Origin of the sequence: Enterococcus sp. ZQ21 (assembly GCF_030053755.1) — a bacterium.
Lineage (GTDB): Bacteria > Bacillota > Bacilli > Lactobacillales > Enterococcaceae > Enterococcus_B > Enterococcus_B lactis.
Genome location: NZ_CP125658.1, coordinates 2,243,696 through 2,267,069, shown reverse-complemented (window position 1 = coordinate 2,267,069; position 23,374 = coordinate 2,243,696). Strand labels below are relative to the sequence as shown.

Annotated in this window: 25 protein-coding genes, 1 riboswitch and 1 other annotated feature; of the genes, 19 read left to right on the top strand and 6 right to left on the bottom strand. The window is 38.9% G+C overall.

Annotation, left to right across the window (positions count from 1 at the left end):
- Positions 1 to 49 precede the first annotated feature (49 nt).
- Positions 50 to 691 (bottom strand): copper homeostasis protein CutC, encoded by a 642-nt coding sequence (locus tag QK255_RS10995; protein WP_002309986.1) that lies wholly within the window; start codon positions 689 to 691, stop codon positions 50 to 52.
- A gap of 108 nt (positions 692 to 799) precedes the next feature.
- Here QK255_RS10995 and QK255_RS10990 point away from each other — a divergent pair, with 108 nt between their 5' ends.
- The 4 genes from QK255_RS10990 (at position 800) to recD2 (ending at position 5,688) form a co-directional block, all read left to right on the top strand.
- On the top strand, positions 800 to 1,666 hold the full coding sequence (locus tag QK255_RS10990; RefSeq protein WP_002328915.1) for a methyltransferase domain-containing protein: 867 nt from the start codon (positions 800 to 802) through the stop codon (positions 1,664 to 1,666).
- A 220-nt stretch (positions 1,667 to 1,886) separates the two neighbouring features.
- Positions 1,887 to 2,390: a tRNA (uridine(34)/cytosine(34)/5-carboxymethylaminomethyluridine(34)-2'-O)-methyltransferase TrmL gene (trmL, locus tag QK255_RS10985; RefSeq protein ID WP_002328916.1), complete on the top strand. Its 504-nt coding sequence runs from the start codon at positions 1,887 to 1,889 to the stop codon at positions 2,388 to 2,390.
- 48 nt (positions 2,391 to 2,438) lie between these two features.
- The gene (locus tag QK255_RS10980; protein WP_002328917.1) at positions 2,439 to 3,098 is read left to right on the top strand and encodes a histidine phosphatase family protein; all 660 of its coding nucleotides are present in this window, start codon (positions 2,439 to 2,441) and stop codon (positions 3,096 to 3,098) included.
- Between the two features lie 19 nt (positions 3,099 to 3,117).
- A complete protein-coding gene (recD2, locus tag QK255_RS10975) occupies positions 3,118 to 5,688 on the top strand; it encodes an SF1B family DNA helicase RecD2 (protein WP_002335458.1) in 2,571 nt (856 codons plus the stop codon).
- 231 nt (positions 5,689 to 5,919) lie between these two features.
- Here recD2 and QK255_RS10970 read toward each other — a convergent pair whose 3' ends face one another.
- The gene (locus QK255_RS10970) at positions 5,920 to 6,882 is read right to left on the bottom strand and encodes a diacylglycerol/lipid kinase family protein (protein WP_002328919.1); all 963 of its coding nucleotides are present in this window, start codon (positions 6,880 to 6,882) and stop codon (positions 5,920 to 5,922) included.
- 541 nt (positions 6,883 to 7,423) lie between these two features.
- Positions 7,424 to 7,470, top strand: a riboswitch (PreQ1 riboswitch).
- Positions 7,471 to 7,482: 12 nt separating this feature from the next.
- Between QK255_RS10970 and QK255_RS10965 the strand changes: the two genes are divergently transcribed.
- Positions 7,483 to 7,986: a QueT transporter family protein gene (locus QK255_RS10965; RefSeq protein WP_002315666.1), complete on the top strand. Its 504-nt coding sequence runs from the start codon at positions 7,483 to 7,485 to the stop codon at positions 7,984 to 7,986.
- Between the two features lie 55 nt (positions 7,987 to 8,041).
- Here QK255_RS10965 and cbpA read toward each other — a convergent pair whose 3' ends face one another.
- On the bottom strand, positions 8,042 to 8,686 hold the full coding sequence (gene cbpA / locus QK255_RS10960; RefSeq protein ID WP_002315667.1) for a cyclic di-AMP binding protein CbpA: 645 nt from the start codon (positions 8,684 to 8,686) through the stop codon (positions 8,042 to 8,044).
- 162 nt (positions 8,687 to 8,848) lie between these two features.
- Between cbpA and rpmG the strand changes: the two genes are divergently transcribed.
- The 5 genes from rpmG to QK255_RS10935 all read left to right on the top strand — a co-directional run bounded on the left by rpmG (position 8,849) and on the right by QK255_RS10935 (position 12,001).
- The gene (gene rpmG, locus QK255_RS10955; protein WP_002294578.1) at positions 8,849 to 9,001 is read left to right on the top strand and encodes a 50S ribosomal protein L33; all 153 of its coding nucleotides are present in this window, start codon (positions 8,849 to 8,851) and stop codon (positions 8,999 to 9,001) included.
- Between the two features lie 20 nt (positions 9,002 to 9,021).
- Positions 9,022 to 9,192 carry a preprotein translocase subunit SecE gene (gene secE / locus QK255_RS10950; RefSeq protein WP_002309994.1) on the top strand — a complete coding sequence of 57 codons (171 nt, stop codon included), beginning with the start codon at positions 9,022 to 9,024 and terminating at the stop codon, positions 9,190 to 9,192.
- Between the two features lie 100 nt (positions 9,193 to 9,292).
- The gene (gene nusG, locus QK255_RS10945) at positions 9,293 to 9,838 is read left to right on the top strand and encodes a transcription termination/antitermination protein NusG (RefSeq protein ID WP_002294580.1); all 546 of its coding nucleotides are present in this window, start codon (positions 9,293 to 9,295) and stop codon (positions 9,836 to 9,838) included.
- 65 nt (positions 9,839 to 9,903) lie between these two features.
- The gene (locus QK255_RS10940; RefSeq protein WP_016628786.1) at positions 9,904 to 10,809 is read left to right on the top strand and encodes an alpha/beta fold hydrolase; all 906 of its coding nucleotides are present in this window, start codon (positions 9,904 to 9,906) and stop codon (positions 10,807 to 10,809) included.
- 91 nt (positions 10,810 to 10,900) lie between these two features.
- Complete coding sequence (locus QK255_RS10935; protein WP_002315669.1) at positions 10,901 to 12,001, top strand: lactate oxidase; 1,101 nt, start codon at positions 10,901 to 10,903, stop codon at positions 11,999 to 12,001.
- A gap of 92 nt (positions 12,002 to 12,093) precedes the next feature.
- Here QK255_RS10935 and sdaAA read toward each other — a convergent pair whose 3' ends face one another.
- Both sdaAA and sdaAB read right to left on the bottom strand, forming a co-directional pair.
- The gene (gene sdaAA / locus QK255_RS10930; RefSeq protein WP_002291640.1) at positions 12,094 to 12,966 is read right to left on the bottom strand and encodes an L-serine ammonia-lyase, iron-sulfur-dependent, subunit alpha; all 873 of its coding nucleotides are present in this window, start codon (positions 12,964 to 12,966) and stop codon (positions 12,094 to 12,096) included.
- A 12-nt stretch (positions 12,967 to 12,978) separates the two neighbouring features.
- Positions 12,979 to 13,647, bottom strand: coding sequence for an L-serine ammonia-lyase, iron-sulfur-dependent subunit beta (sdaAB, locus tag QK255_RS10925; RefSeq protein ID WP_002315670.1), 669 nt, complete (start codon positions 13,645 to 13,647; stop codon positions 12,979 to 12,981).
- 343 nt (positions 13,648 to 13,990) lie between these two features.
- On the opposite strand from sdaAB, the gene rplK reads away from it, so the two are divergent.
- From rplK to QK255_RS10895, 6 genes are all read left to right on the top strand, one after another.
- Entirely contained in the window at positions 13,991 to 14,413 is a 423-nt protein-coding gene (rplK, locus tag QK255_RS10920) for a 50S ribosomal protein L11 (protein ID WP_002291638.1), read from the top strand.
- Positions 14,414 to 14,516: 103 nt separating this feature from the next.
- Positions 14,517 to 15,206: a 50S ribosomal protein L1 gene (rplA, locus tag QK255_RS10915; RefSeq protein ID WP_002291636.1), complete on the top strand. Its 690-nt coding sequence runs from the start codon at positions 14,517 to 14,519 to the stop codon at positions 15,204 to 15,206.
- A 78-nt stretch (positions 15,207 to 15,284) separates the two neighbouring features.
- Positions 15,285 to 15,412 (top strand) — a sequence feature (ribosomal protein L10 leader region).
- A gap of 119 nt (positions 15,413 to 15,531) precedes the next feature.
- Complete coding sequence (gene rplJ / locus QK255_RS10910; RefSeq protein WP_002291634.1) at positions 15,532 to 16,035, top strand: 50S ribosomal protein L10; 504 nt, start codon at positions 15,532 to 15,534, stop codon at positions 16,033 to 16,035.
- Between the two features lie 52 nt (positions 16,036 to 16,087).
- Positions 16,088 to 16,456 (top strand): 50S ribosomal protein L7/L12, encoded by a 369-nt coding sequence (gene rplL / locus QK255_RS10905; RefSeq protein WP_002291633.1) that lies wholly within the window; start codon positions 16,088 to 16,090, stop codon positions 16,454 to 16,456.
- 106 nt (positions 16,457 to 16,562) lie between these two features.
- The gene (locus tag QK255_RS10900) at positions 16,563 to 17,252 is read left to right on the top strand and encodes a TVP38/TMEM64 family protein (protein ID WP_002291632.1); all 690 of its coding nucleotides are present in this window, start codon (positions 16,563 to 16,565) and stop codon (positions 17,250 to 17,252) included.
- A gap of 81 nt (positions 17,253 to 17,333) precedes the next feature.
- Positions 17,334 to 18,524 carry an MFS transporter gene (locus QK255_RS10895; protein WP_002291631.1) on the top strand — a complete coding sequence of 397 codons (1,191 nt, stop codon included), beginning with the start codon at positions 17,334 to 17,336 and terminating at the stop codon, positions 18,522 to 18,524.
- Between the two features lie 55 nt (positions 18,525 to 18,579).
- Here the strand turns inward: QK255_RS10895 and QK255_RS10890 are convergent, their stop codons facing one another.
- A complete protein-coding gene (locus QK255_RS10890) occupies positions 18,580 to 20,112 on the bottom strand; it encodes an ABC-F family ATP-binding cassette domain-containing protein (RefSeq protein ID WP_002290558.1) in 1,533 nt (510 codons plus the stop codon).
- Between the two features lie 233 nt (positions 20,113 to 20,345).
- Between QK255_RS10890 and nagB the strand changes: the two genes are divergently transcribed.
- The 3 genes from nagB to QK255_RS10875 all read left to right on the top strand — a co-directional run bounded on the left by nagB (position 20,346) and on the right by QK255_RS10875 (position 23,337).
- Positions 20,346 to 21,047 carry a glucosamine-6-phosphate deaminase gene (gene nagB, locus QK255_RS10885; protein WP_002287787.1) on the top strand — a complete coding sequence of 234 codons (702 nt, stop codon included), beginning with the start codon at positions 20,346 to 20,348 and terminating at the stop codon, positions 21,045 to 21,047.
- Positions 21,048 to 21,305: 258 nt separating this feature from the next.
- A complete protein-coding gene (locus QK255_RS10880) occupies positions 21,306 to 22,019 on the top strand; it encodes an MgtC/SapB family protein (protein ID WP_002290559.1) in 714 nt (237 codons plus the stop codon).
- A 178-nt stretch (positions 22,020 to 22,197) separates the two neighbouring features.
- A complete protein-coding gene (locus tag QK255_RS10875) occupies positions 22,198 to 23,337 on the top strand; it encodes an AI-2E family transporter (RefSeq protein ID WP_002290560.1) in 1,140 nt (379 codons plus the stop codon).
- Positions 23,338 to 23,374: the final 37 nt, after the last annotated feature.

Below are 23,374 nucleotides of genomic sequence, written 5' to 3'. Positions count from 1 at the left end.
CATTGGCAACAAGTATACTGCTTGTTGCCAATGTTTTTTGTTTATAAGATTATGGCTGAAGTTCAACGATTTTAGTTCCGTGGACTTCACTCACGTTTAATTCTTTAGCTACATGTGCTGCATTCGCTGCTGTTACGCCACCACCGGGCAAAATGATCAAACGGCCATCTGCATAGTCAATCAATTCTTTGAGCCGTGGGAAATGTTCTTCAATCGTTTGATCAGCAGGGCCGCCATGCGTCAAGATACGGTCAACACCGTGCGCTGCCAGCCAATCGATTGCTTCAAATTGCCGTTCTTCAGGAATACTGTCAAAAGCCATATGGAAGGTGATCTGTACGCCTTCTGCGGTTTCGATCAATAGTTCCAATGCTTCTTCGTCTAGCCATCCTGAGGGAGTAAGACAACCAAAAACTACGCCATCCGTCCCTAATTTCTTTGCTTCAATCAAATCAGTATGCATAATTTTCAATTCGATATCGTTATAGACAAAATCACCCCCTCTAGGACGGATAATCGTCATTACAGGGATATTTTTTTCCCCTGCGTAACTTAATGTTTCTTCGATCACACCAGTACTTGGGGTCGTTCCGCCGACCGCTAAGTTGTCACATAATTCGATTCGGTTAGCTCCTCTGGCAATTGCCAGAGGAATAGATGTGTAGTTTTCAGCACAAAATTCTTTGATCATCTGATCTTCTCCTTTGTCTTTCGCTTTCTTCTAGGCATTGTATCATATTTTTACCAGTTGCCAAAGTGAGCATCTAACGGTAAGATAAAACAGAAATGAGGGGGAACTATGTTAAAAAAAATTGACCGAGGACGCCAGTTTTTGGCAGAAAAACATCAGCTGTTCCGCTGTCCAGTTTGCCAAGAAGAGGTAGAAAAGTCTGATAATGGCTTGATATGCAAAAATAATCACCGTTTTGATCTGTCCAAAAAAGGAACACTTTACTTTTTATCCCACGCGGTTAAAACAGAATATGATCAAGAAATGTTCGTTCCAAGGCGTAGAATGATCCAATCAGGCATGTATCAGCCTGTTATTGAGACTATCGCACAGCATCTGCCTAATGAAGTCTCGCTATTAGATGTCGGCTGCGGAGAAGGAAGCTTCTTGAATGAACTTTCAAAATTGAAAAAGATTCAAACTGCTGTTGGATTTGATATTTCAAAAGAAGGGGTCTATGCAGCTACGGAACAATCTGTCGAGGCATTTTGGTGTGTAGCGGATTTGACCAATTTGCCATTTGCTGATCAGACATTTAACACGATCTTAAATATCTTTTCGCCTTCTCATTACCAAGAATTTCAACGTGTACTGTCAGAAGATGGAGAGGTGCTGAAAGTAGTGCCGCAAGAAAATTATTTAAAAGAACTGCGCCAGGCTTTTTATCCGAATCAACCTGAAAAGCAAAGTTATTCCAATGATCGTGTAGTCGCAAAGTTTACTGAATCGATGAAACTAACTGAACGTCAGCGTGTGACCTATGAATTTGAGATACCAGAAGAAAATCGAAAAGATCTTTTAGCAATGTCGCCCTTAGAGTGGCAAGTGGAGGAAGGAATCAAAGCAGACTTGTACAAGAATCCTTTGAATAAGATTACAATTGACATAGAATTATTAAAAGGAACTAAGAGAAAACGGTTTTCTAGTAGTTTTTAAAGAGTAGAGGTTGCAAAAGTAAGTTGAGGGTGTTATAGTAGCAACAAGTTGTTTTTTCATTGGTTTTTATCAGGTTCCTGTTCTGATAAAAGTTAGTGAGAAGAGCTTCACTAACGTAACGACTCGCAGTGACTGACACCGAGTTGATACGTTTTTTTTTATGCAAAAATCAAATTGTCAGAAAATAGAAACGAACATAAATATGAGAGGAATGATCCTGATGAATCATATCGTTTTATTCGAACCGTTAATACCTGCAAACACCGGAAATATTGCCCGTACGTGTGCGGCCACGAATACGCCGCTTCATTTAATTGAGCCCCTAGGTTTTTCAACGGATGACAAACATCTGAAACGAGCAGGGTTAGATTATTGGAATGATGTAAATATTACTTATCACAGTGATTTAGAAGCTTTTTTAGCATTTTTAGGTGATCGTAAACTACACTTGATCTCAAAATTTGCCCATAAGGTATACAGTGAAGAAAATTTTGCTGATGGAGAAGAGCACTTCTTTTTATTTGGAAAGGAAACAACTGGCTTGCCAGAAGCGTTTATGCGCGAAAACGAGGAAAAGTGTTTGCGCATCCCTATGAATGATGAGCATGTTCGTTCATTGAATTTATCGAATACAGCTGCAATGATTGTGTACGAAGCACTTCGTCAGCAAGGATTCCCTAATTTAGAATTAACGCACCATTATGAAAATGACAAGCTGGATTAGACAGTTTATTATAGAGTAAAATAAAAGAAAGACAGGAGTTTGCTGCGTATGGAACTATATTTTACCCGACATGGGAAGACACAATGGAATCAGGAAAGACGTTTTCAAGGGAGCAATGGCGATTCTCCGCTTTTGCCTCAAAGTTATGAAGAAATCAAAGCATTTGGGAAAAAAGTAAAATATGTTCCTTTTAAAGCAATTTATTCCAGTACAGCAAAACGAGCACGAGATACAGCAGAAGGTATCAATAAAGAGCTTGCTCGTCCGGTAGAGATTTTTTATACAGATAAACTGCGAGAACTAGGGCTAGGTACTTTAGAAGGACAATCAATCGATGAAATGTATCAGAAATACCCAGAGAATCTGCCGAATTTGCGTAATCACTTAGATCTATATGATCCTTCTCCTTTTCATGGAGAAACGATTGAATCAGCAATCACACGTATTGAAACTGTTGTAGCGGATGCGGTTGCTCAACATAAAAACGGACCTCTTTTATTCGTAGGTCATGGGGCCTCATTAACTGCTGCCATTCAATGGATGACAGGGAAAGAGCTAAGTGAGTTGCGGGAAATGGGCGGTTTGTTCAATAGCAGCCTGACGATTTTAGAGACTGAAGAGCCTTGCAAATTATTGTCGTATGAACTGAAAGTATGGAACCAAACAGATTTTTTAGGAACTGAAACAGCACCAGAACCTTTACTATAGAAGAAGGAGGCGGCTTCCGATGCAGCCAGAAGAAATGCCTTATTTCGTTGGTACAGTTGCCGCGATTTTTTTTCAAAATCCTAGTAATTTTTACAAAGTGCTTTTGGTACACATCAGCGAAACCACAGCTGATTACCGTGAAAAAGAAATTGTAGTTACCGGAAGCTTTGGCGATATTCAAGAAAATGAGACCTATCGTTTTTATGGAGAACTAGTGGATCACCCTAAATACGGAAGACAGCTTAAAGTCGAAAGATATGAGCAAGAAAAACCAACAACTGCGAATGGGATCGTAGCTTATCTTTCCAGCGAAAAATTCCCTGGGATCGGTAAGAAAACAGCAGAGAAAATCGTCGAGTTGCTGGGAGAAGATGCTATCGAAAAAATCATTGCTGATCCTTCGGTATTAAAACAAGTCTCTGGTTTAACGAAGCCAAAAAGAGAAATGCTTGCTGAAACGATTCGTCTAAATCACGGGATGGATCAAGTAATCATGGGATTGAATCGTTATGGATTCGGTAGTCAGTTAGCCTTCAGTATTTATCAGACCTATAAGAACGAGTCTTTGGAGATCATCGAAGAAAATCCGTATCAGCTAGTCGAAGACATAGAAGGAATCGGGTTCAAACGTGCAGATAATCTAGCCGAACAAGTCGGTATTGCAGCAGATTCACCTAGAAGAATCCGAGCAGCCATCTTGCATCAGATTTTTCAGCATGCTGTTCAAACAGGAGATACATACGTACCGGCGGAAACATTGCTTCAGCAAACCATCCGTATTTTAGAAACAAGTCGTCCAATCGAAATTCTGCCTGATCAGGTTGCTACTGTGATTATCCAGCTTGTTGAAGAAGGAAAAATCCAACAAGAAGAAACGAATCTTTACGAAAACAGTTTGTATTTTTCTGAATGGGGAATCGGCAATTCCATCCAACGTCTGCTCAGCCGTAAAAAAGAAATCCATTATCCTGAAAAAGAAGTGCAGAAAAATATTCGGCGTATCGAAAAAATATTCGGTATACAGTATGGCCCCTCGCAAGAACAAGCAATCGCTGAAGCCATCCGTTCTCCTCTATTTATTTTAACAGGAGGACCAGGTACGGGGAAAACTACTGTGATCAATGGGATCGTTAATCTTTTTGCAGAGTTGAATGGTCTGGAATTGGACCCGTCAAAATATACCCAAGAAATTTTTCCTATTCTGCTTGCAGCACCAACTGGCCGGGCAGCTAAACGAATGAACGAGACAACAGGTCTGCCTGCCAGTACAATCCATCGTTTACTTGGGCTGAATGGACGAGAAAAAACACCTTCAGTCAGCACGAAAGAATTAGAAGGCGGACTTTTGATCGTTGATGAGATGTCTATGGTCGATACATGGCTGGCTAACACATTATTCAAAGCGATTCCGACGAATATGCAGGTTATCCTAGTAGGAGATAAAGATCAGCTTCCTTCTGTCGGTCCTGGACAAGTGCTACATGACCTTTTGGAAATCGAACAAATTCCTAAAATGGAACTCAATCAGATTTATCGACAAGGTGATGGTTCTAGTATTATTCCTCTTGCCCATGAAATCAAAGAAGGGCGTCTACCAAAAGATTTCACAAAGAATCAAAAAGATCGTTCCTATTTCCGAAGCGACGCATATCAAATTGAACCCTTGATCTCTAAAATTGTGGAAAAGGCGAAAAATAAGGGATTCCGTGCACAAGATATCCAAGTATTAGCACCAATGTATCGGGGACCTGCAGGGATCGATGCGTTAAATAAAATGATGCAGGAGATATTCAATCCAGGGAGACCTGGGAAAAAGGAAGTGCATTGGAACGACACCGTTTATCGGATAGGAGACAAAGTACTCCAGTTAGTCAATACTCCCGAATTGAATGTATTCAATGGGGATATGGGAGAAATCACGGGGATTATCTTGGCAAAAGATTCGGAAGATAAAGTGGATGAATTAGTTATCCAGTTTGATGCAAATGAGGTCACTTATAAAAGAAACGAGTGGAATAAAATTACTCTTTCTTATTGTTGCTCGATCCATAAATCACAGGGCAGTGAATTCAAAATGGTCATTTTGCCCATGGTTCATCAATATCAGCGCATGCTTCAGCGTAATCTACTCTACACGGCGGTTACTCGGAGTAAGGAACTGTTGATTTTGTTAGGGGAAGAGCACGCGTATGCCACTTGTGTAGCGAATGAATCGGCAAGCCGAATGACTACGTTGAAATCAAGAATCATCGATAATGAAAAAATGACTATCACTCTGCGGACAAAATTAGCAGCTTATGAAGATTCTTTGATTGGAAATGATCCATTTGAAGATGGGACCTATACGAAAGAGTCGCAGGACATAAAAGAACAGTTACCTATAAAAGACGACAGTGGAACGAATGAATCGAAAAACCAAGTAATGGAAACAGTGGAACCAGATCTGTTTTCTTCATCGATTGTGGAAGAAAAGAAAGAAGAGATAGAATCTGCTGTTCCTAAGGAGTTCGTTCTTACTGCAGAAGCGATTAATCAGAAATTAGTAGATCCAATGATTGGTATGGAAAACATTACACCGTATACATTATAAAAGAATCTGACGATACGGATGCGCTATTTATTGGCAATATTGATCACTTAAAAAGCGGATGTGACACGACTTGTGCCTCATCCGCTTTTTGAAATTATTCTTGGTGACTTGGAGTGAAATTATAGGCTCTTCTTGGTAAATGGTGTTCAAAAGCCAGTTTCTCGGTATGAAGACAAACTTTTGCAAAAATGCGAGCAACCGTTTCCGCAAAATTTTTCTTTATACTCGAAATTACTTGAAAAATAACTGGTTTTTTGTAGAAAATTGCAGATCAAAAGGACGAGGAGCGACATCTTCTCCATCTTCTTGACCATATTGCGGCGTTGTTGAAACGATTCGTAATCTGTTTGTTGTGTAGTGATGGAAATATTTCGATTTCAATTGTTTTTTCTGCATAAGTAAAAGGATAAGCCATATGATTTTAAAAATATTGATTCGTTCGACCATGACAAAATCAATGACTGGTTTAGACGCATCTGCAGTTGGAGCAATTGCGATTCCTCCTCCAAAAAAAGGATGCTTCGTTGCTGTACATAAAAATGCATTTGAAAAACTTAACTGCTTTCCTCCTGCATCCACTAGAATTGGAAATCCTTTTTGAGTAAATAAAGTCCGGAGAATAGAGAACAAATACGAAAAAGAACCTAAGTTGTATTTGTTCAATCGTTCTTTTGTAGAAGAATGATTTGTCGCGTGGACGATAGCTGCATCTAATCCAATACCAAAATTATTAACAGCTATTCCTTTTTTTTCACTTATTTTTTCTTCATAAGCCATTATATGGACTTTATCTGGTGATTGAGCTGCTAAAATCAGCTGAAGTGCTTTTTTAGGATTCTTAGGAAGTCCCGCTCCTCGAGCAAAATCATTTCCAGAGCCTGCTGGAATATAAGCGACAGGAAATTCAACTTCCATCTGATAGAAAGTATCAAGTACCTGATGCAAGGTTCCGTCTCCTCCTACGATGATCAAAAGAGGGAAAGTTTCGATTGTTTCCTGTTCTTCTGTCCAAGGTACTAATGTTTCTTTTGCCAGAATTTCAGCAATCTCCGCATCATGTCCTTTGTATTCACTGTAATGAAGGGTATAGTTGACATGTTTGTTTTTTAATACCGGCAAGATTTTTTCTGCTACTTTATGTCCGTTTCCACTGCCTGCCGATGGATTGATCAATAAATGATAATGGAATTTCATATTTTCCTCCTGCTATTCAATAAAACAAGATATTTTAATCATCCTGTTTGCTGGTTAACCAATAATTAGCAAGCTTTTTCTATTTTTGGAATGAAAGAAACTTGTTTTTTTACAAAAAAACGCCTGTTACAAAATTAATTCTTGGTTATTATAGCAGAAGACTAGGAGAATGAAAAAGGTCTGGAGACCGAAAAACACAAAAAAGCCTAGCAAGCGCATCATCCATTACTTACGTAAGGAGAAGTTCCAAGGTTCGGTATGTCCACTTAGACCTTCAGCTGCCTGCTAGACTACTCTCTAGTAAGAGGTTGCTCAAATTCCCACATCCTTTTTTATTTATTTAAGTTTCACAACAATTCTGTTCGTGCAGAACCTACTTCGTCTGCTTTACTGGGAATTCTTATGACCCCTTACACTTATCTTATACCATATTTCGAGACTTTTGGCAAACGTTTACATTTTTGCTTATTTACTTTTTTCAAAAGTAGATAAGACAGATTGAAATAAATGAAAAGTCTGTTATAATTATTGTTTGTTTCACATAATCGCGGTTCATCAACCATCCCGCGTTAAAAAAACTAGGAGAAACGAGGAGAGAAAATGCAAAAAACGAAAAGCAGACAACGGTTGTCCGTAATCGTTGTAAATGGTATCGTCATGGCTCTTTATCTAGCGTTAACTATTTTAGTTGCGCCTGTATCCTCAGGGCCGATCCAGTTTCGTATTTCAGAAAGTTTGAATCATTTAGTTGTCTTTAACCGTAAATTACTTTGGGGAGTTTTGGGCGGGGTCATCGTCTATAATGCCTTCTTTGGATTTGGTATCATGGATGTGGTTTTCGGTGGTGGCCAAACATTGCTTTCTTTAGGTCTGACAGCTTTGTTGCAAAACAAAGTGAAAAATGTAAAGATGCGTTTAGTATTGAACACGATCTTCTTTACCATCAGCATGGGATTGATTGCTTATATGCTAGTTCCGACAGGTGGCCAAGCATTTTGGACAACCTATGGTACACTTGCATTAAGCGAGTTCATCATCATGGCTGTTTCAGCACCACTGATGTATTATTTAGATCGTTCGCTTGATTTTGAAAAGCGTGTCTAATTGTAAAAAAACGACAAAAGAAAGCAGCTGAGCTGTATTTCTTTTGTCGTTTTTATTATGCTTCTTGGTTTTGCAAATTTTCGATTTCTACCACTTTATAATTCTTTTTCTCTAAGTGGTTGACGATCGTTTCACATACTTTTGGTTCAGTGTTCGCCGGCAGCGTAATCAATGTACGTCGGATATATTCGTCTTTTTCAATATCAAGAGTAATGCAGCTGGCAATGCTACTGTGTTTTGAAATGATTTTTGCGATAGCAGCCAGATCTCCTTGCTTTCCTGTAGAAGCAATTGTCAGCACATAGCTTCCTTGTTCTACGCTCCAAGATTGGGAGAGCATATTAAGTAATGTGCTATGTGTCAAAATACCATAAAAATGATTTTCACTGTCAAGGACAGCAATATAAGGTAGCTCTTTGATCGTAAAGAATACTTTGAAGAAAGAAGTATCCAGATAAATGAACTTTGTGGCATTTTTCAAAAGATGAGTGACAGGAAGCGTCATATCACCGCCGTTTGCTTTATGACGATAGATGTGCATTTTGTAAATATTTCCACGGAAAATATTCCCTGAAGAATCTAAGATCGGCACACAACGGTATCCGGAAGTTTCTAAAATTTTTAATGCTTCTTCTAATGTACTAGTCTCTGTAACGGTTGTCAGATCTTTTTTCTTATATACAAGTGTTTTTAATAGCATCGCTATACCTCCAATTGTCTCATTTTAGCTTAATTTCAAATTAATCATATCATAATTTTATCTAAAACAATAGATAGTTTATTTCACAAATTGACAAGTAAAAAGTTACGTGATACTGTTATTAAGTATAAGTCTGATTCTCAGCAAGGGGGGCAGAAGTAAATGGCAAAGAAAAAAGCAGCACTCGCTTGTTCCGTTTGTGGGTCTCGTAACTACACAAAATCAGTCAGTGAAGGAAAAAGCGGCGAACGTTTAGAAATCAACAAATTTTGTAAATATTGTAATCAATATACATTACATAAAGAAACGAAATAAACAGCAAAGGAGGATGTCTCATGAAATTTCTAAAAAGCGTAAAAGATGAAATCAAACAAGTAACTTGGCCAAACAGAAAACAACTTCGTAAAGATACGTTGGTAGTTATCGAAACTTCTATTCTTTTCGGGTTGATGTTTTACGTAATGGATACAGCAATCCAAAGTTTATTTGGCTGGATCTTAAAATAACTCGCTGGCCACAATGTGCTTTTAGTGCTATAATGAAGCGAAAGAAAAACTTCGGGTGTACTGAGGTTTTTTTATTTTACAATGAAATGAGGAGCCTTCAATGGAATCTTTTGAAAAAAACTGGTATGTCTTGCATACATATTCAGGATATGAAAACAAAGTAAAAGCAAATATCGAATCTCGTGCGCAAAGTATGAAAATGGCCGACTTTATTTTCCGTGTCGTTGTTCCTGAAGAAAAAGAAACAGAAGTCAAAAATGGGAAAGAAAAAGAAATCGTTCATAAAACATTTCCAGGATATGTTCTTGTTGAAATGATCATGACAGACGCTTCCTGGTATGTTGTCCGTAACACACCAGGCGTGACAGGATTCGTTGGTTCACACGGAGCTGGAAGCAAACCAGCACCACTACTTCCAGAAGAAGTCAATCATATCTTGCGTTCTATCGGCATGAGTCTACGACAAAATGATCTAGAAGTAGAAGTTGGCGAAGTTGTGAAAATCATCGAAGGCGCATTTGCTGGATTAGAAGGACAAGTAACAGAAGTTGACGGAGAAAAAGAAAAATTGAAAGTCAACATCGATATGTTTGGTCGTGAAACAAGTACAGAACTTGATTTCGATCAAGTAGATAAAATCGATTAATGATTAATAAAAAGACTTGAAATGTCGATCATACGATTGACCTTTCAAGTCTTTCTTTTTTCTATATGGAAAGGAAGAGGAGAATGACAAATCAAATCAAAAATGTATGCAAACATGCGGCTACAGCAGCTTTAGTGCTTATCAGCTTGTTTGCGATAAGTGGTTGCCAGACGACGAAGACGAATACTACTGCAGTTTCTGATAAAGAAAAAACGGTAGAATCCAGTAAATTGATAGAAAAAACCACTATTCCAACACTTTTTTTCCATGGCTACAGCGGGACAGAAAATTCCTTTAAAGGGATGTTGCAACGTTTGGAAAAAAATCAAAAAGCAGTAAAAGAATTAGTTTTAATAGTAGGAGCAGATGGACAAATACAAGCAGAAGGGGACTTGTCTGGAAAAGCAGACAATCCGATGGTCCAAGTATTGTTTGAAGATAATAAAAACAACGAGTGGAACCAAGCAGAATGGATCAAATCTTGTCTTTTGTATCTGAAAGAAAACGAGGGCATAGACAAAGTCAACATAGTGGGGCATTCCATGGGAGGGGTTAGTGCATTACGCTATTTAGGAACATATGGACAGGATACGTCATTGCCGCAAGTTCAGACATTTACGGCAATTGGTGCACCTTTTAATGATTTTGTCGATGACAGTGGGCAATCTCTGACAGAGGAGTTAGCAAAGGGGCCTGCTGTTGTTTCTAGCCGCTATCAAGATTATCAGCAAATGATCGGAAATTTGCCTACAACTACTCGATTTTTCCTGATTGCCGGACAATTAGATGAAGCAGACTTGAGTGATGGGACAGTACCGTTAAACAGTGCATTAGCTGTCTATGCGTTGTTGAAACAACACGGAAATGAAGTAGAAGAAAAAATAGTAAAAGGCGAAAATGCCGCTCATAGTATGCTTCATGAAAACCAAGAAGTAGATCAGCTTGTTAGTCGATTTGTTTGGAACGAATAGCAAGAAAAGGATCCGAGAGTAAATTTTTGCTTACTTTTTGTAAGGATAGTATGATTTATATGTAATCAAGAAGATGAAAGAAGGATCTACTATGACTTATCATACAAGTAATGAAGAACATCCAATCGATATCGTAAACATTGCCTCACTAGAAGGTCGTGTAAAAGAGCGCATGGAAGCAGGAGCTTTTGGCTATATTCGCGGTGGTTCTGAAGATGAGTGGACGATGAAAGAAAATACGACTTCTTTTAATACAAAAAAAATCATGCCACGGATATTACGCGGAATCGACTCAGCGGATTTGCATACATCAGTTTTTGGAATTGAATTAGACACACCGATTATCCAAGCGCCATCAGCGGCCCAAGGATTGGCACATGAAAAAGGGGAAGCTGATACAGCTAAAGGGGTAGCTGCTGCTGGATCAATCTTTTCCATCAGCACTTATGCAAACACGACAATCAAAGATGCAGCAGATGCAGCGCCAGGTGCACCGCAGTTTTTCCAATTATATATGAGTAAAGACGATGGATTCAATGAGTTCATTTTGAAAAAAGCAGTAGAAGCAGGGGCTAAAGCCATCATTTTAACGGCAGATTCAACGCTTGGTGGTTACCGTGAAGAAGATGTGATCAATCAATTCCAATTTCCATTACCAATGCCTAATTTAGCTGCTTATAGCGAACAAAGTGCAAGTGGGAATGGCGAAGGAAAAGGAATTGCAGAAATTTATGCAGCTGCAAAGCAAGGCTTGACACCAGATGACATCAAAACAATCAAAGAAATCACCAATCTTCCAGTCATCGTAAAAGGAATACAATCGCCAGAAGATGCAGTCATCGCTATCTCTGCAGGGGCAGATGGTATCTGGGTATCTAATCATGGTGGTCGACAATTAGACGGAGGTCCTGCTTCCTTTGAAGTATTGCCAAAAATTGCCGAAGTAGTCAATAAACGTGTACCAGTGATTTTCGACTCTGGCGTCCGTCGAGGAGAACATGTCTTTAAAGCTTTGGCAAGTGGTGCTGACTTAGTTGCGATTGGCCGACCAGTGATCTATGGATTGAATCTAGGTGGGGCAGAAGGGGTAACTTCTGTTTTTGAACACCTGAACAAAGAATTGTCGATCACGATGCAACTTGCAGGAACAAAAACGATTGATGAAGTAAAAAATACGAAATTGATGGATTAATAAAAAAACGAAGAGAGGCCTAACTGTGCGTCTCTTCGTTTTTTTGTGATGGAAATAACTAATCTCTTAATACTCGAAACTAGGCAGCTTTTTTACGACCTCTTATTTAAAATCTCTTCTGTAAGTCGCTTAGCAGTTGGCGTAACAGCTAAGCCGCCTTCTGCTGTCTCTTTGAAAATCGATGGCATTTGTCGTCCGACTTGATACATCGCAGCAACGACTTCATCCGGTGGAATGACACTTTCGATACCCGCTAATGCCATGTCAGCAGAGATGAAAGCTTGAGAAGACCCTAAAGCATTACGTTTGACACAAGGTACTTCAACTAAACCTGCAACAGGATCGCAAATCAGTCCCATCATATTTTTCAATGTGATGGCTACTGCTTGAGCTGCTTGATGAGGAGTCCCATTTTTTGCGCAAACCAAAGCTGCCGCCGCCATTGCACTTGCAGAACCAACTTCTGCTTGACAACCCCCTTCTGCGCCACTAATAGAAGCGTTGTTCGCGATTACTAACCCGAAAGCGCCAGCAGTAAACAAAAATTCCAATTGCTGTTCATGTGACAAACCAAGCCGATCTCGGACAGCCATTAACACACCAGGAACAACCCCCGCACTTCCAGCAGTCGGTGTAGCACAAATCAATCCCATTTTTGCATTGACTTCGTTAACAGCTACAGCGTTGCGTACAGCCTTTAAGATCGTTTCTCCGCTCAAAAAATCTGCATCGTTCAAATAATCATCTAATTTTTTTGCATCGCCACCGGTAATCCCTGTGACGGAGGTGACACCTTCTTTTCCCTCGTTGATCGATTGTTCCATTACTGAAAGATTTTTTTCCATAATCGCAATGATCTGACTACGGGAACGACCGCTCATTTCCATTTCAACTGCAATCATCAATTCTGCTACACTTGAATAAGCTTTCGCTTGGTCTACTAATTCTTCAATCGATAAAAACATTTTTTCAGCTCCTTAATCGAAATAGTTTACGCTGTCGATATTTGGCAGATGTTTGAGTCTTCTTACTGTTTCTTCAACTTGAGGATTATCTACTTCAATGATCATGATGGCACTTTCGCCTTTTGATTCCCGTGTCACTGTCATAGTACCGATATTCGTATTGGTTTCAGAAAGTATACCAGTCACTTTAGCGATCATCCCTGGAACATCTTGGTGAACAACGATCAAGGTAGGTGTTCCCATGCTTAAAGAAATTTTGAATCCATTCAATTCAGAAATCTGGATATTGCCACCGCCGATCGAAATGCCAGTAACTGAAAGCTTTCGTGTTCCTTTTTTTAGAAGCATCTTTACAGAATTCGGATGTTCGGCTTTTTCACTCTTAGGAACAAACAAGACTTCCATGCCTGCTTCATATGCCAATTTCAAAGAATCAGCTAAACGTTCATCATCAGGTTCCATTCCTAATAGACCGCCAACTAATGCAATGTCTGTTCCGTGCCCCCGATAGGTTTTTGCAAATGATTCATATAGATAAATATCTACAGAATCAGGTTGCTCGCCAAATATACTGCGTACGATCTTCCCAATTCTAGCTGCTCCAGCTGTGTGGGAGCTACTTGGACCAATCATCACAGGTCCAATAATATCAAAGACACTTCTATACCTTAAATCTTTCATTTTCTCCACCTCATTTTGTTATGTAGGAATCTTTGTACAAGGGTCTAAAAAAACCGCGTTATTGTTTGCTTTCATCTGTTGAACCATGCTAGCGCAAGTGTAACATAAAAGAAGAAATGGGAACGAAAAATTGTTGTTTTTTTAGAATAAATTTAGCGTTTATTCAAGCAAAATGTAAAAATAGCAGAAAAAAATCTTGAAAAAACAAATAAATTTGCTATACTGTACCAGTGTGCATTGTTTTGCACATTATTTGTCTGGATTTTTTCAGATCAGATAAAACGTGGGAGGAGAAATATGCATCTCCAATTAACCACATCACGGACTTAAGGAGGTATGTCTCGTGGCAAAGAAAGTAGAAAAAATCGTTAAATTGCAAATTCCTGCAGGGAAAGCAACTCCAGCTCCACCAGTAGGTCCTGCACTAGGTCAAGCGGGTATCAATATCATGGGATTCACAAAAGAATTCAACGCTCGTACAGCTGATCAAGCAGGTTTGATCATTCCGGTTGTTATTTCTGTATACGAAGACCGTTCATTCACATTCGTTACAAAAACACCGCCAGCTGCTGTTCTATTGAAAAAAGCAGCTAAAATCGAAAAAGGTTCAGGTGAACCAAACAAAAATAAAGTTGCGAAAGTTTCTAGCGATCAAGTAAGAGAAATCGCTGAATTAAAAATGGAAGACCTAAACGCAGCTAACGTTGAAGCAGCAATGCGCATGGTTGAAGGAACTGCACGAAGCATGGGGATCACTGTAGAATAATCTCTACACCCTAAGACAGCAGCTTCTCAGTTGGCTCTATATTGAAAGATATAGAACACGTGGGAGGTACAACCGTTATAACCACAATCAAGGAGGAACCAAAATGGCTAAAAAGAGCAAAAAAATGCAAGATGCATTAAAAAAAGTTGATTCAAGTAAAGTTTATCCTGTTGCCGAAGCAGTAGCTTTAGCAAAAGAAACAAACATTGCAAAATTTGATGCAACAGTTGAAGTTGCATACCGTTTGAACGTAGACCCTAAAAAAGCAGACCAACAAATCCGTGGTGCTGTTGTATTACCAAACGGAACTGGTAAAACACAAACTGTTTTAGTTTTTGCTAAAGGAGACAAAGCAAAAGAAGCTGAAGCAGCTGGTGCAGATTTCGTAGGTGACGACGACATGGTTCAAAAAATCCAAAACGGATGGTTTGACTTTGACGTAGTTGTTGCAACACCTGATATGATGGCTACTGTAGGTCGTCTAGGACGTGTATTAGGACCAAAAGGCTTAATGCCAAACCCTAAAACTGGTACAGTTACAATGGATGTAACAAAAGCAGTAAACGAAGTGAAAGCTGGTAAAGTAACTTACCGTGTAGACAAAGCTGGAAACATCCATGTACCAATCGGAAAAGTTTCATTTGATGATGAAAAATTAGTTGAAAACTTTGCAACAATCCATGATGTATTGCTAAAAGCTAAACCATCAGCAGCTAAAGGTCAATACATGAAAAATGTAACGATCACAACAACATTTGGACCTGGTATCCATGTTGACCAAGCTTCTTTCTAATCAAATATTAGAACGTTGATTGATCCAACTGAAAAATAATTCTTGACTCAACTAGTTTAGCATGCTAAGCTAGTTGAGGTTAATAATTAACTTGTACCGAAGACAGTAGGTGGCTCCAAGCCTTAATTTCCTACCGAGGACGTTTATTGAATATATTCAATAGTCCCTCTATGTCTGCGGTGGCATAGAGTTTTTTATTGTGAATCACTATGAACGAAGTGAATAGATGATGAACAATACTGGTTGAGCAAAGAAACTATACAAGTGATTTGCCTTTTCAGTTCAAAAAACTCTTCCATCAAAATTCAGGAGGTGAAACTCAAAAATGAGTGAAGCAATTATCGCAAAAAAAGCAGCAATCGTTGATGAAGTAAGCGAAAAATTTACAGCAGCTGCATCAGTAGTAGTCGTTGACTACCGCGGATTAACAGTTGATGAAGTAACACGTTTACGTAAACAACTTCGTGATGCTAACGTAGAAATGAAAGTTATCAAAAACTCAATCCTTTCACGTGCAGCTAAAAAAGCTGGCCTTGAAGGCATGGACGAAGTATTCACTGGACCTACAGCCGTTGCATTCAGTAACGAAGATGTAGTTGCACCAGCGAAAATCATGGACGAATTTGCTAAAGAAGCAAAAGCATTAGAAATCAAAGGCGGTATCATCGAAGGTAAAGTATCTTCATTGGAAGAAATCACAGCATTGGCAAAATTGCCAAATCGCGAAGGACTTCTATCTATGTTGCTATCTGTACTACAAGCGCCAGTCCGCAACGTGGCTTACGCTGTCAAAGCAGTGGCAGACAAAGAAGATGGAGATGCAGCTTAATTGCCGCATAAAGTATTAAATAAAAAAGAACATTTAAACGGAGGAAATTATAATGGCATTGAACATTGAAAACATCGTTGCTGAGTTAAAAGAAGCAACTATCCTAGAACTTAACGACCTAGTTAAAGCTATTGAAGAAGAATTTGGCGTATCTGCTGCTGCTCCTGTAGCTGTAGCTGCTGCTGGTGGCGCTGCTGCTGCTGAAGAACAAACAGAATTCACTGTAGAATTAACTGCAGCTGGAGACCAAAAAGTTAAAGTTATCAAAGCAGTTCGTGAAGCAACTGGCTTAGGCTTGAAAGAAGCTAAAGCTGTAGTTGATGGCGCTCCTGCACCAGTTAAAGAAGGCGTATCTAAAGAAGAAGCTGACGAATTGAAAGCTAAACTTGAAGAAGTTGGCGCATCTGTAACTGTTAAATAATTTTTTAACTATTTAAAAGCACTGAGATCCTATCTTGGATTTCGGTGCTTTTTTGTTTTTATGTTAAACTATTATTTAATGAATATAGTTTTTTTCAGGAGGTAATATGAAAAAGAAAAAAATCCGATTGATTTTGATCACGTTGGGAATCGTTCTGATACTGATGGTGGGCTATCGGTTGTATTTGGAATACCAGACAGATATACAATTATTTTTGAACCCGAAAGCAAGTAAAGCACAGCTACTGGCTCATATCCGTTCTCACGGATTTTTCGCAGGGCTTCTTTTAGTCGTATTAACGGCAGTGATGTGTGCTGTTCCCGGTATCCCTACTTCGGTTATTGGTGTCATTGCCGGATTGAGCTTTGGTCCGTTCATTGGGGCAGGTATCAATGTTTTAGGGAATGCTCTGGGCAATATCTCCGCTGTGTTTTTGATGCACCGATTGAAGTTTTTAGACAAGAAAACTGAAAAAAATCATTGGGTGCGATCCATTCGGCAAATGAGACATCCAAAAATAGGCGTAATGTTAGGTTACATGATACCGGTGATCCCATCTTCTATGGTCAATTTTGCTGCAGATGCGATGAAACTGCCTCTTCAGCAAATCGTAATGTCGATCGTGATTGGAGTCATCCCTTCATCTGTGTTGTATGCGTGTGGTGGAGAAGCTCTGTTTCACGGATATAACAAAACTGCAGTCACGTTGGTTGCAAGTGTTACTGTGTTAGTAGGGTTAGTTGTCTTCATTTATAAAGATCGCAAGAAAAAACAAGGAAAACAAAGACAAAAATAATAAGTATGGCGAATAGTTGTATTTTTCTATTTCCAATCTTTTCCATAAGTTGTAAACTAAGATAGGAAATGGGGGAAATCAATGGAGAGTAAAGAAAAAACATCTTTAACAACATCGCTTATTTTATTATTATCAATCACTTGCGGCGTCGTTGTTGCTAATATGTATTATATCCAGCCGATTGGAACAAAAGTAGCAGCTAGTTTATCTGTTAGCACAAGTGCAGTCGGGATATTGACAATGCTGACCCAGTTAGGCTATGCACTAGGGCTACTGTTTTTAGTTCCTTTAGGAGACGTGGTGGATCGTCCAAAATTAATTATACGAATGGCAGCGTTATCTGCTATCTCGCTGTTGGCCGCTTTTTTTGCGCCTTCGTTTACGTTATTTGCATGCGCTTCTTTTTTAATAGGATTACTTTCGATCGTGCCGCAAATCATCATTCCTTACGGTGCGGTACTAGCGGGACCAAAAGCAAGAGGAAAAGTCATGGGAACATTGCTTAGCGGTTTACTCGTGGGGATTTTGCTTTCTCGGACGGTATCTGGTATTGTTGCCAGTCTTTTTTCTTGGCGGATGATCTATTTATTTGCTTTATGTGCCGTCGGGATTCTTACACTTCTGCTTTACTGGAAGATGCCGCGTTCTGTCCAGCAAAGTAGTACATTTGTTTCATACCTTGATTCACTCAAAAGTTTGCCGCATTTAGTTGCCTCTCAACGTTTATTAAGAGAAGCGGCAGTCAGCGGATTTTTTATGTTTGGCACATTTTCGATCTTTTGGTCTACGTTGATTTTTTATATCAGCAGTCCCGCTTACAATTGGGGGACTTTTGAAGCAGGGATATTAGCGATTTTTGGGTTGTCTGGAGCAGTCGCTGCACCTATCGTGGGACGACTGGCAGATTCTTATTCTGAAAGAAAAATTGTATATATGGGACTTGTTATGCAAACAATAAGTTTTATTGCTTTATTGGTTGGCGGAAGCCATTTGGCCATTTTGCTTTTAGCTATTATTTTATTAGACGTCGGGAATCAATTTGGTCAAGTCGCCAATCAAACACGAGTACAAGGACTAGGTGAAGCAGCAAGCAACCGAAATAATACTGTATTTATGTTTATGTACTTTATTGGAGGTGCGGCTGGTTCATTGCTAGGGACGACCATGTGGCAGCAGTATGGTTGGTTAGGTGTAACGGTTAGCGGACTTGTTTTTCAGGGATGTGCGTTTTTCTTTCAATTCGTTGTTTTTCGAGAGAAAAAAGAAAACTGAACAACAAAAAAACTGATGATCATGCTATCATCAGTTTTTTTGTCTTTTTGTCTCATTATTTTGGCTCGATCTCAATAACTCGTTGAACAAGATCTTGATAAAATTCTTGTTCATGAGAGACGATGATCACCGTTCCTGGAAATTTCTGAATGCCATCTTGTAAGCTTTCTTTCGTTTCTTGATCAATATGGTTCGTCGGTTCATCGAGAATCAGTAAATTACCTTGGTTCATTGTCAACTGTGCAAGTTTCACCTTGGTTTGTTCTCCACCACTTAATGTAGTGAGAGGTTCGCTTGCTAATTGATTGACTAGTCCAGCTTTAGCTAATTGGCGACGTAATTCTTTGATAGTTGCTTTTGGAAATTGACTACTTAAGTATTGTAGTGGTGTTTCTAATGGATTTTCCCAGTACAGATCTTGTGAAAAGTAATTGATTTTTGTGTTATCTGGGAAGTGGAAATCGCCACTTATTTTTTCGATCTCACCAATCAATGTTTTTAACAAAGTAGATTTCCCAATCCCGTTGAAGCCTCGAATGGCAATATTTTCACCAAACCGGATGGTCAAATTGATGGGTGCAAGTAGCGGTCGATCATAGCCGATGACTAAATCAGTTGTTTCCACTGCCAACGTCGTGACAATAGGAGAGAATGGAAAATCAAAGACAGCTTTACTTGCTGAAGCGGGAGGTGTCAGCCGTTCGATTTTATCTAATTGTTTTTGTCGGCTTTTTGCCATCGTTGATCGGGAACCGGCTTTGTATTTCCGAATATAAGCTTCGGTCTTTTCGATTTGTTTTTGTTGAGCATGATATTGGCGCAAATAGCTTTCGCGATTTTGTTCCTTTTGTTTCAATGCTTGTTTTAGATGGCCAGTATACTTAGTAATCTTTCCAAACTCGATGTCTGCGATATGGGTGGTGATCTGATCAAGAAATTCTTGGTCATGGGAAATCACGATATACGCACCGTCAAAATCCTGAAGAAACTGCGTCAGCCATTGGATATGCTGATCATCTAAGTGATTGGTTGGTTCATCTAAGATCAGAACATCTGGGTTTTCTAAAAGTAGTTTTGCTAAAATCACCTTTGAACGTTGTCCACCACTTAGATTTTTCAACAGTGAATCTAAACCTAAGACATCGATTCCCAACCCGCTGCTCATCTCAGCAACTAAGGTGTCGATTTGATAAAACACTCCTTGGTCTAATTCCGTTTGGAGTTTCCCAGCTTTTTCCAGCAAGGAATCATCGAAGGTCTCGCTATATGTTTGGTAAAGAAAAGCAATTTTTTCTTCCTTTTCGTATTCTTTTGCGTACGCAGTTTTTAGAAATTCTTCGATCGTTAATGTTTCATCGACTTCTACATATTGATCGAGGTAACCTTTATGAATATTTTTTTGCCAATGGATCTGTCCGTCATCTGGCAGGATCTCACCAGTGATGATTTTAATCAATGTACTTTTGCCGGCTCCGTTTTGTCCGATCAGCCCAAGATGTTCGCCAGCGTTTAATTGCAGATCGACTCCTTCATAGAGGATTTTATCGCCGAACTGCTGGGTGATGTTGTTTAATGTCAGTATACTCATAATAACTCCTTTTTCATAAAAAAACTGCAGACATAAAGCGTCCACAGTGAATCAATTGCTTGGTTTTCATGCAACATGGATTGTTTGATTGAACCATCTTATGAAACCTAACACGGATGCCCTTTTGTTGTCAAGAAAATGAAAAAAATAGAATTTGGTCTATACTGATTATTGTAAAAAGAAAAAAAGAATGCTATAATTGGGCTATACCAAAACACAAAGGAGCAATCACTATGGAAATCATTCGTGTAAAAAACGCTGAAGAAGGCGGAAAAAAAGCATTTGAAATCATCAAAGAAGGTATGAACAAAGGTGCAAAAGTATTAGGATTGGCAACAGGAAGCACACCAGTTACTTTATATAAAGAAATGACTTCAAGCGATTTGGATTTCAGTGAAATGACTTCTGTAAACTTAGATGAGTACGTTGGACTAGGTGGTTCAGATGAACAAAGCTACCGCCATTTCATGGATGTCCAATTATTTGATAAAAAACCATTCAAAGAAACATTTGTACCAGATGGGAAAGCAGAAGATCTGGAAGCAGCATGCAAAAAGTATGATCAAATCATCGATGCTCATCCAATCGATATCCAAATTTTAGGAATCGGGCAAAATGGACATATCGGTTTCAATGAACCTGGTGCTTCATTTGACGGAACAACTTCAGTAGTTGATTTGACAGAATCAACGATCAATGCAAACAAACGATTCTTTGATAAAGCAGAAGATGTACCAACAAAAGCTGTTTCAATGGGAATTGGCTCGATCATGAAAAGTAAAGAAATCGTCTTGATGGCGTTTGGCGAAAGCAAAGCTGATGCAATCAAAGGGATGATTGAAGGACCTGTAACGAATCATTTACCAGCAAGTGTATTGCAAAACCACGACAATGTCGTTGTGATCATCGATGAAGAAGCAGCAAGTAAATTGTAATTTACAAAAGAGGCTGGGACAGAAGCGTTTAACTCCAAGAAATAAGAAGGAATTCACGAAAATTGCTTTTCAAATTTTTGTGAATTTCAGCTTATTTCCGAAGGAGTTGCTTCTGCTTCCGCCGTTTACACATGTTTAGAGCGTGAGACAAAAGTTTTTCTTTACTTTTGTCCCACGCTCTTTTTCGTAAGAGGTAAAAATTGCACTTTTTTTGTCTGCTCCTTTCAGACATGATATATTGGACAGGAGGGTGTTTAGATGAATGATATGGTATTGACAATTCCAGAGATTATTTTACGTTTAGGGATCGCTATGCTATTTGGCGGAGCAATTGGCTTTGAGCGACAATATAAAAATCGCCCAGCAGGGATGCGTACACATATTTTAGTTTGTATGGGAGCATGTATCATTGCATTGATCCAAGTCGAGATCGCTAGTGGAGCATTAAGAGATGCTTTAGCGTATCCACAGCTTGCTGGAACGATCCGTTCAGATGAAGCAAGGCTGATTGCTCAAGTAGTGAGTGGCGTCGGTTTCTTAGGTGCTGGAACGATCATCGTCACGAAACAATCAGTGACGGGACTTACGACTGCCGCTTCTTTATGGGCTATTGCCGGATTAGGGATCGCCATCGGCATGGGTTACTATTCCATTGCGATCATCAGTTTTATCGGGATTGCTATTGCACTCACAGTAGTGAAACGCGTGATCCATGTACCTACGACTAAAAAGTTAGAAATCCAATTTATCCATAGAAAAGAAACCAAAGATTTTCTTACCGATTATTTTGAAGAGAAAAATATCGTGATCGAAGATGTGAATTTTGATGTGAAATTCGTTGATGACTATCGTGTATATAAAAATATATATACGATCGATCTTCCTAAAGGACTCACTTATGCCGATGTGATCGAGGAATTGTCCGTGCACAAAAATATCACAAAGCTGCATTTAGTCAGTATTGCGCAATAAACGATCTGCCCAAAACGATTTTTATTTTGGGCGGATCGTGTTTTTGTTGAAGTACTCTTCTGATCAGTCAAATACCTTTCCTTTTTTATTTTGTTTTTTTTAAGCAAATGAAAATCTCAGCGCGTAATTCTTTGTTAAATGATAAAATAGAAGTATCAAAGGAATTTGGAGGAGAGGTATGCAATCACGTTTTAAACAATCAAAATTATTTTTCTGGACAGTGGAGCTAGTACTCACGATCGTCGGCGTGTATTTTATTTTACAAATGCCGAATATTTTTAGTCCAATATTGAAAATGCTTTCGGCTATTTTTTTGCCGTTGCTTGTGGCTGGTTTTATCTATTATATGTTCGATCCAATCGTTGTTTTTCTCGAAAAGCATCGGATTCCGAGAGTGTTCGGTTTTTTATTGACATTTTTGGTCGTGATCATTTTAGTTGTTTTGACTGTCATGAATGTAGTGCCTCAGTTAGTGGAGCAGACGATTCAATTGACTCAGAGCCTGCCAATCTATGCAGATGAAACAAGCAAATGGTTAAATGAATTGGCGCAGCGAGAAGAGTTTAAAAATTTCAATTTGGAAGAACAATTAGCATCAGCGAATTTATCTCTCAGTAATTTGTTCAATATCATATTGGTCAGCTTATCTGCAAGTGTCACTAAAATCATTTCATTCATGATGCAATTTTTTATTTTGTTATTTACCGTTCCATTTATCTTGCTGTTTATGTTTAAGGATGGACACAAATTTATTGATGCGTTGTCTCATTTTTTTCCGAAAGCGATTCGTAAAGAGTTGCGCCAAACAGTGAAAGAATTAAATGAAACATTGTCTGCCTATATCAGCAGTACGATCTTAGATGCTTTGATTATTGGTGTGATGAGCTTTTTGGCAATGAGAATATTCAATCAGCCTTATAGCTTATTGCTTGCGGTCATTTGCGGCATCACGAATATTATCCCATATGTCGGCCCTTTTATTGGAGCAGTACCAGCAATCATTGTCGGTTTGTTTATCTCTCCATTTCAAGCTTTGTACATGGCGTTGTCGATTCTAGTGATCCAACAATTAGATGGAAATTTGATCAAGCCGTTGTTGTTTGGGAAATCAATGAATATCCATCCACTGACGATCATCTTGGTATTGATTGGAGCAGGAAGTGTCGCAGGAATATTAGGCATGCTGATTTGTATACCTGTCTATGCAGTCATTAAGACGATAATATTAAATATCCGGAAAATCTATTTATTGAGAAGAATGGAACATGTTTCTGAAAAGTTAGATAGTCCAAAAGTGCTGGAAGAAACAAGTGAATAAGCCTATTTAAAAGGGGATCTTAGCGTTCATTTTATTT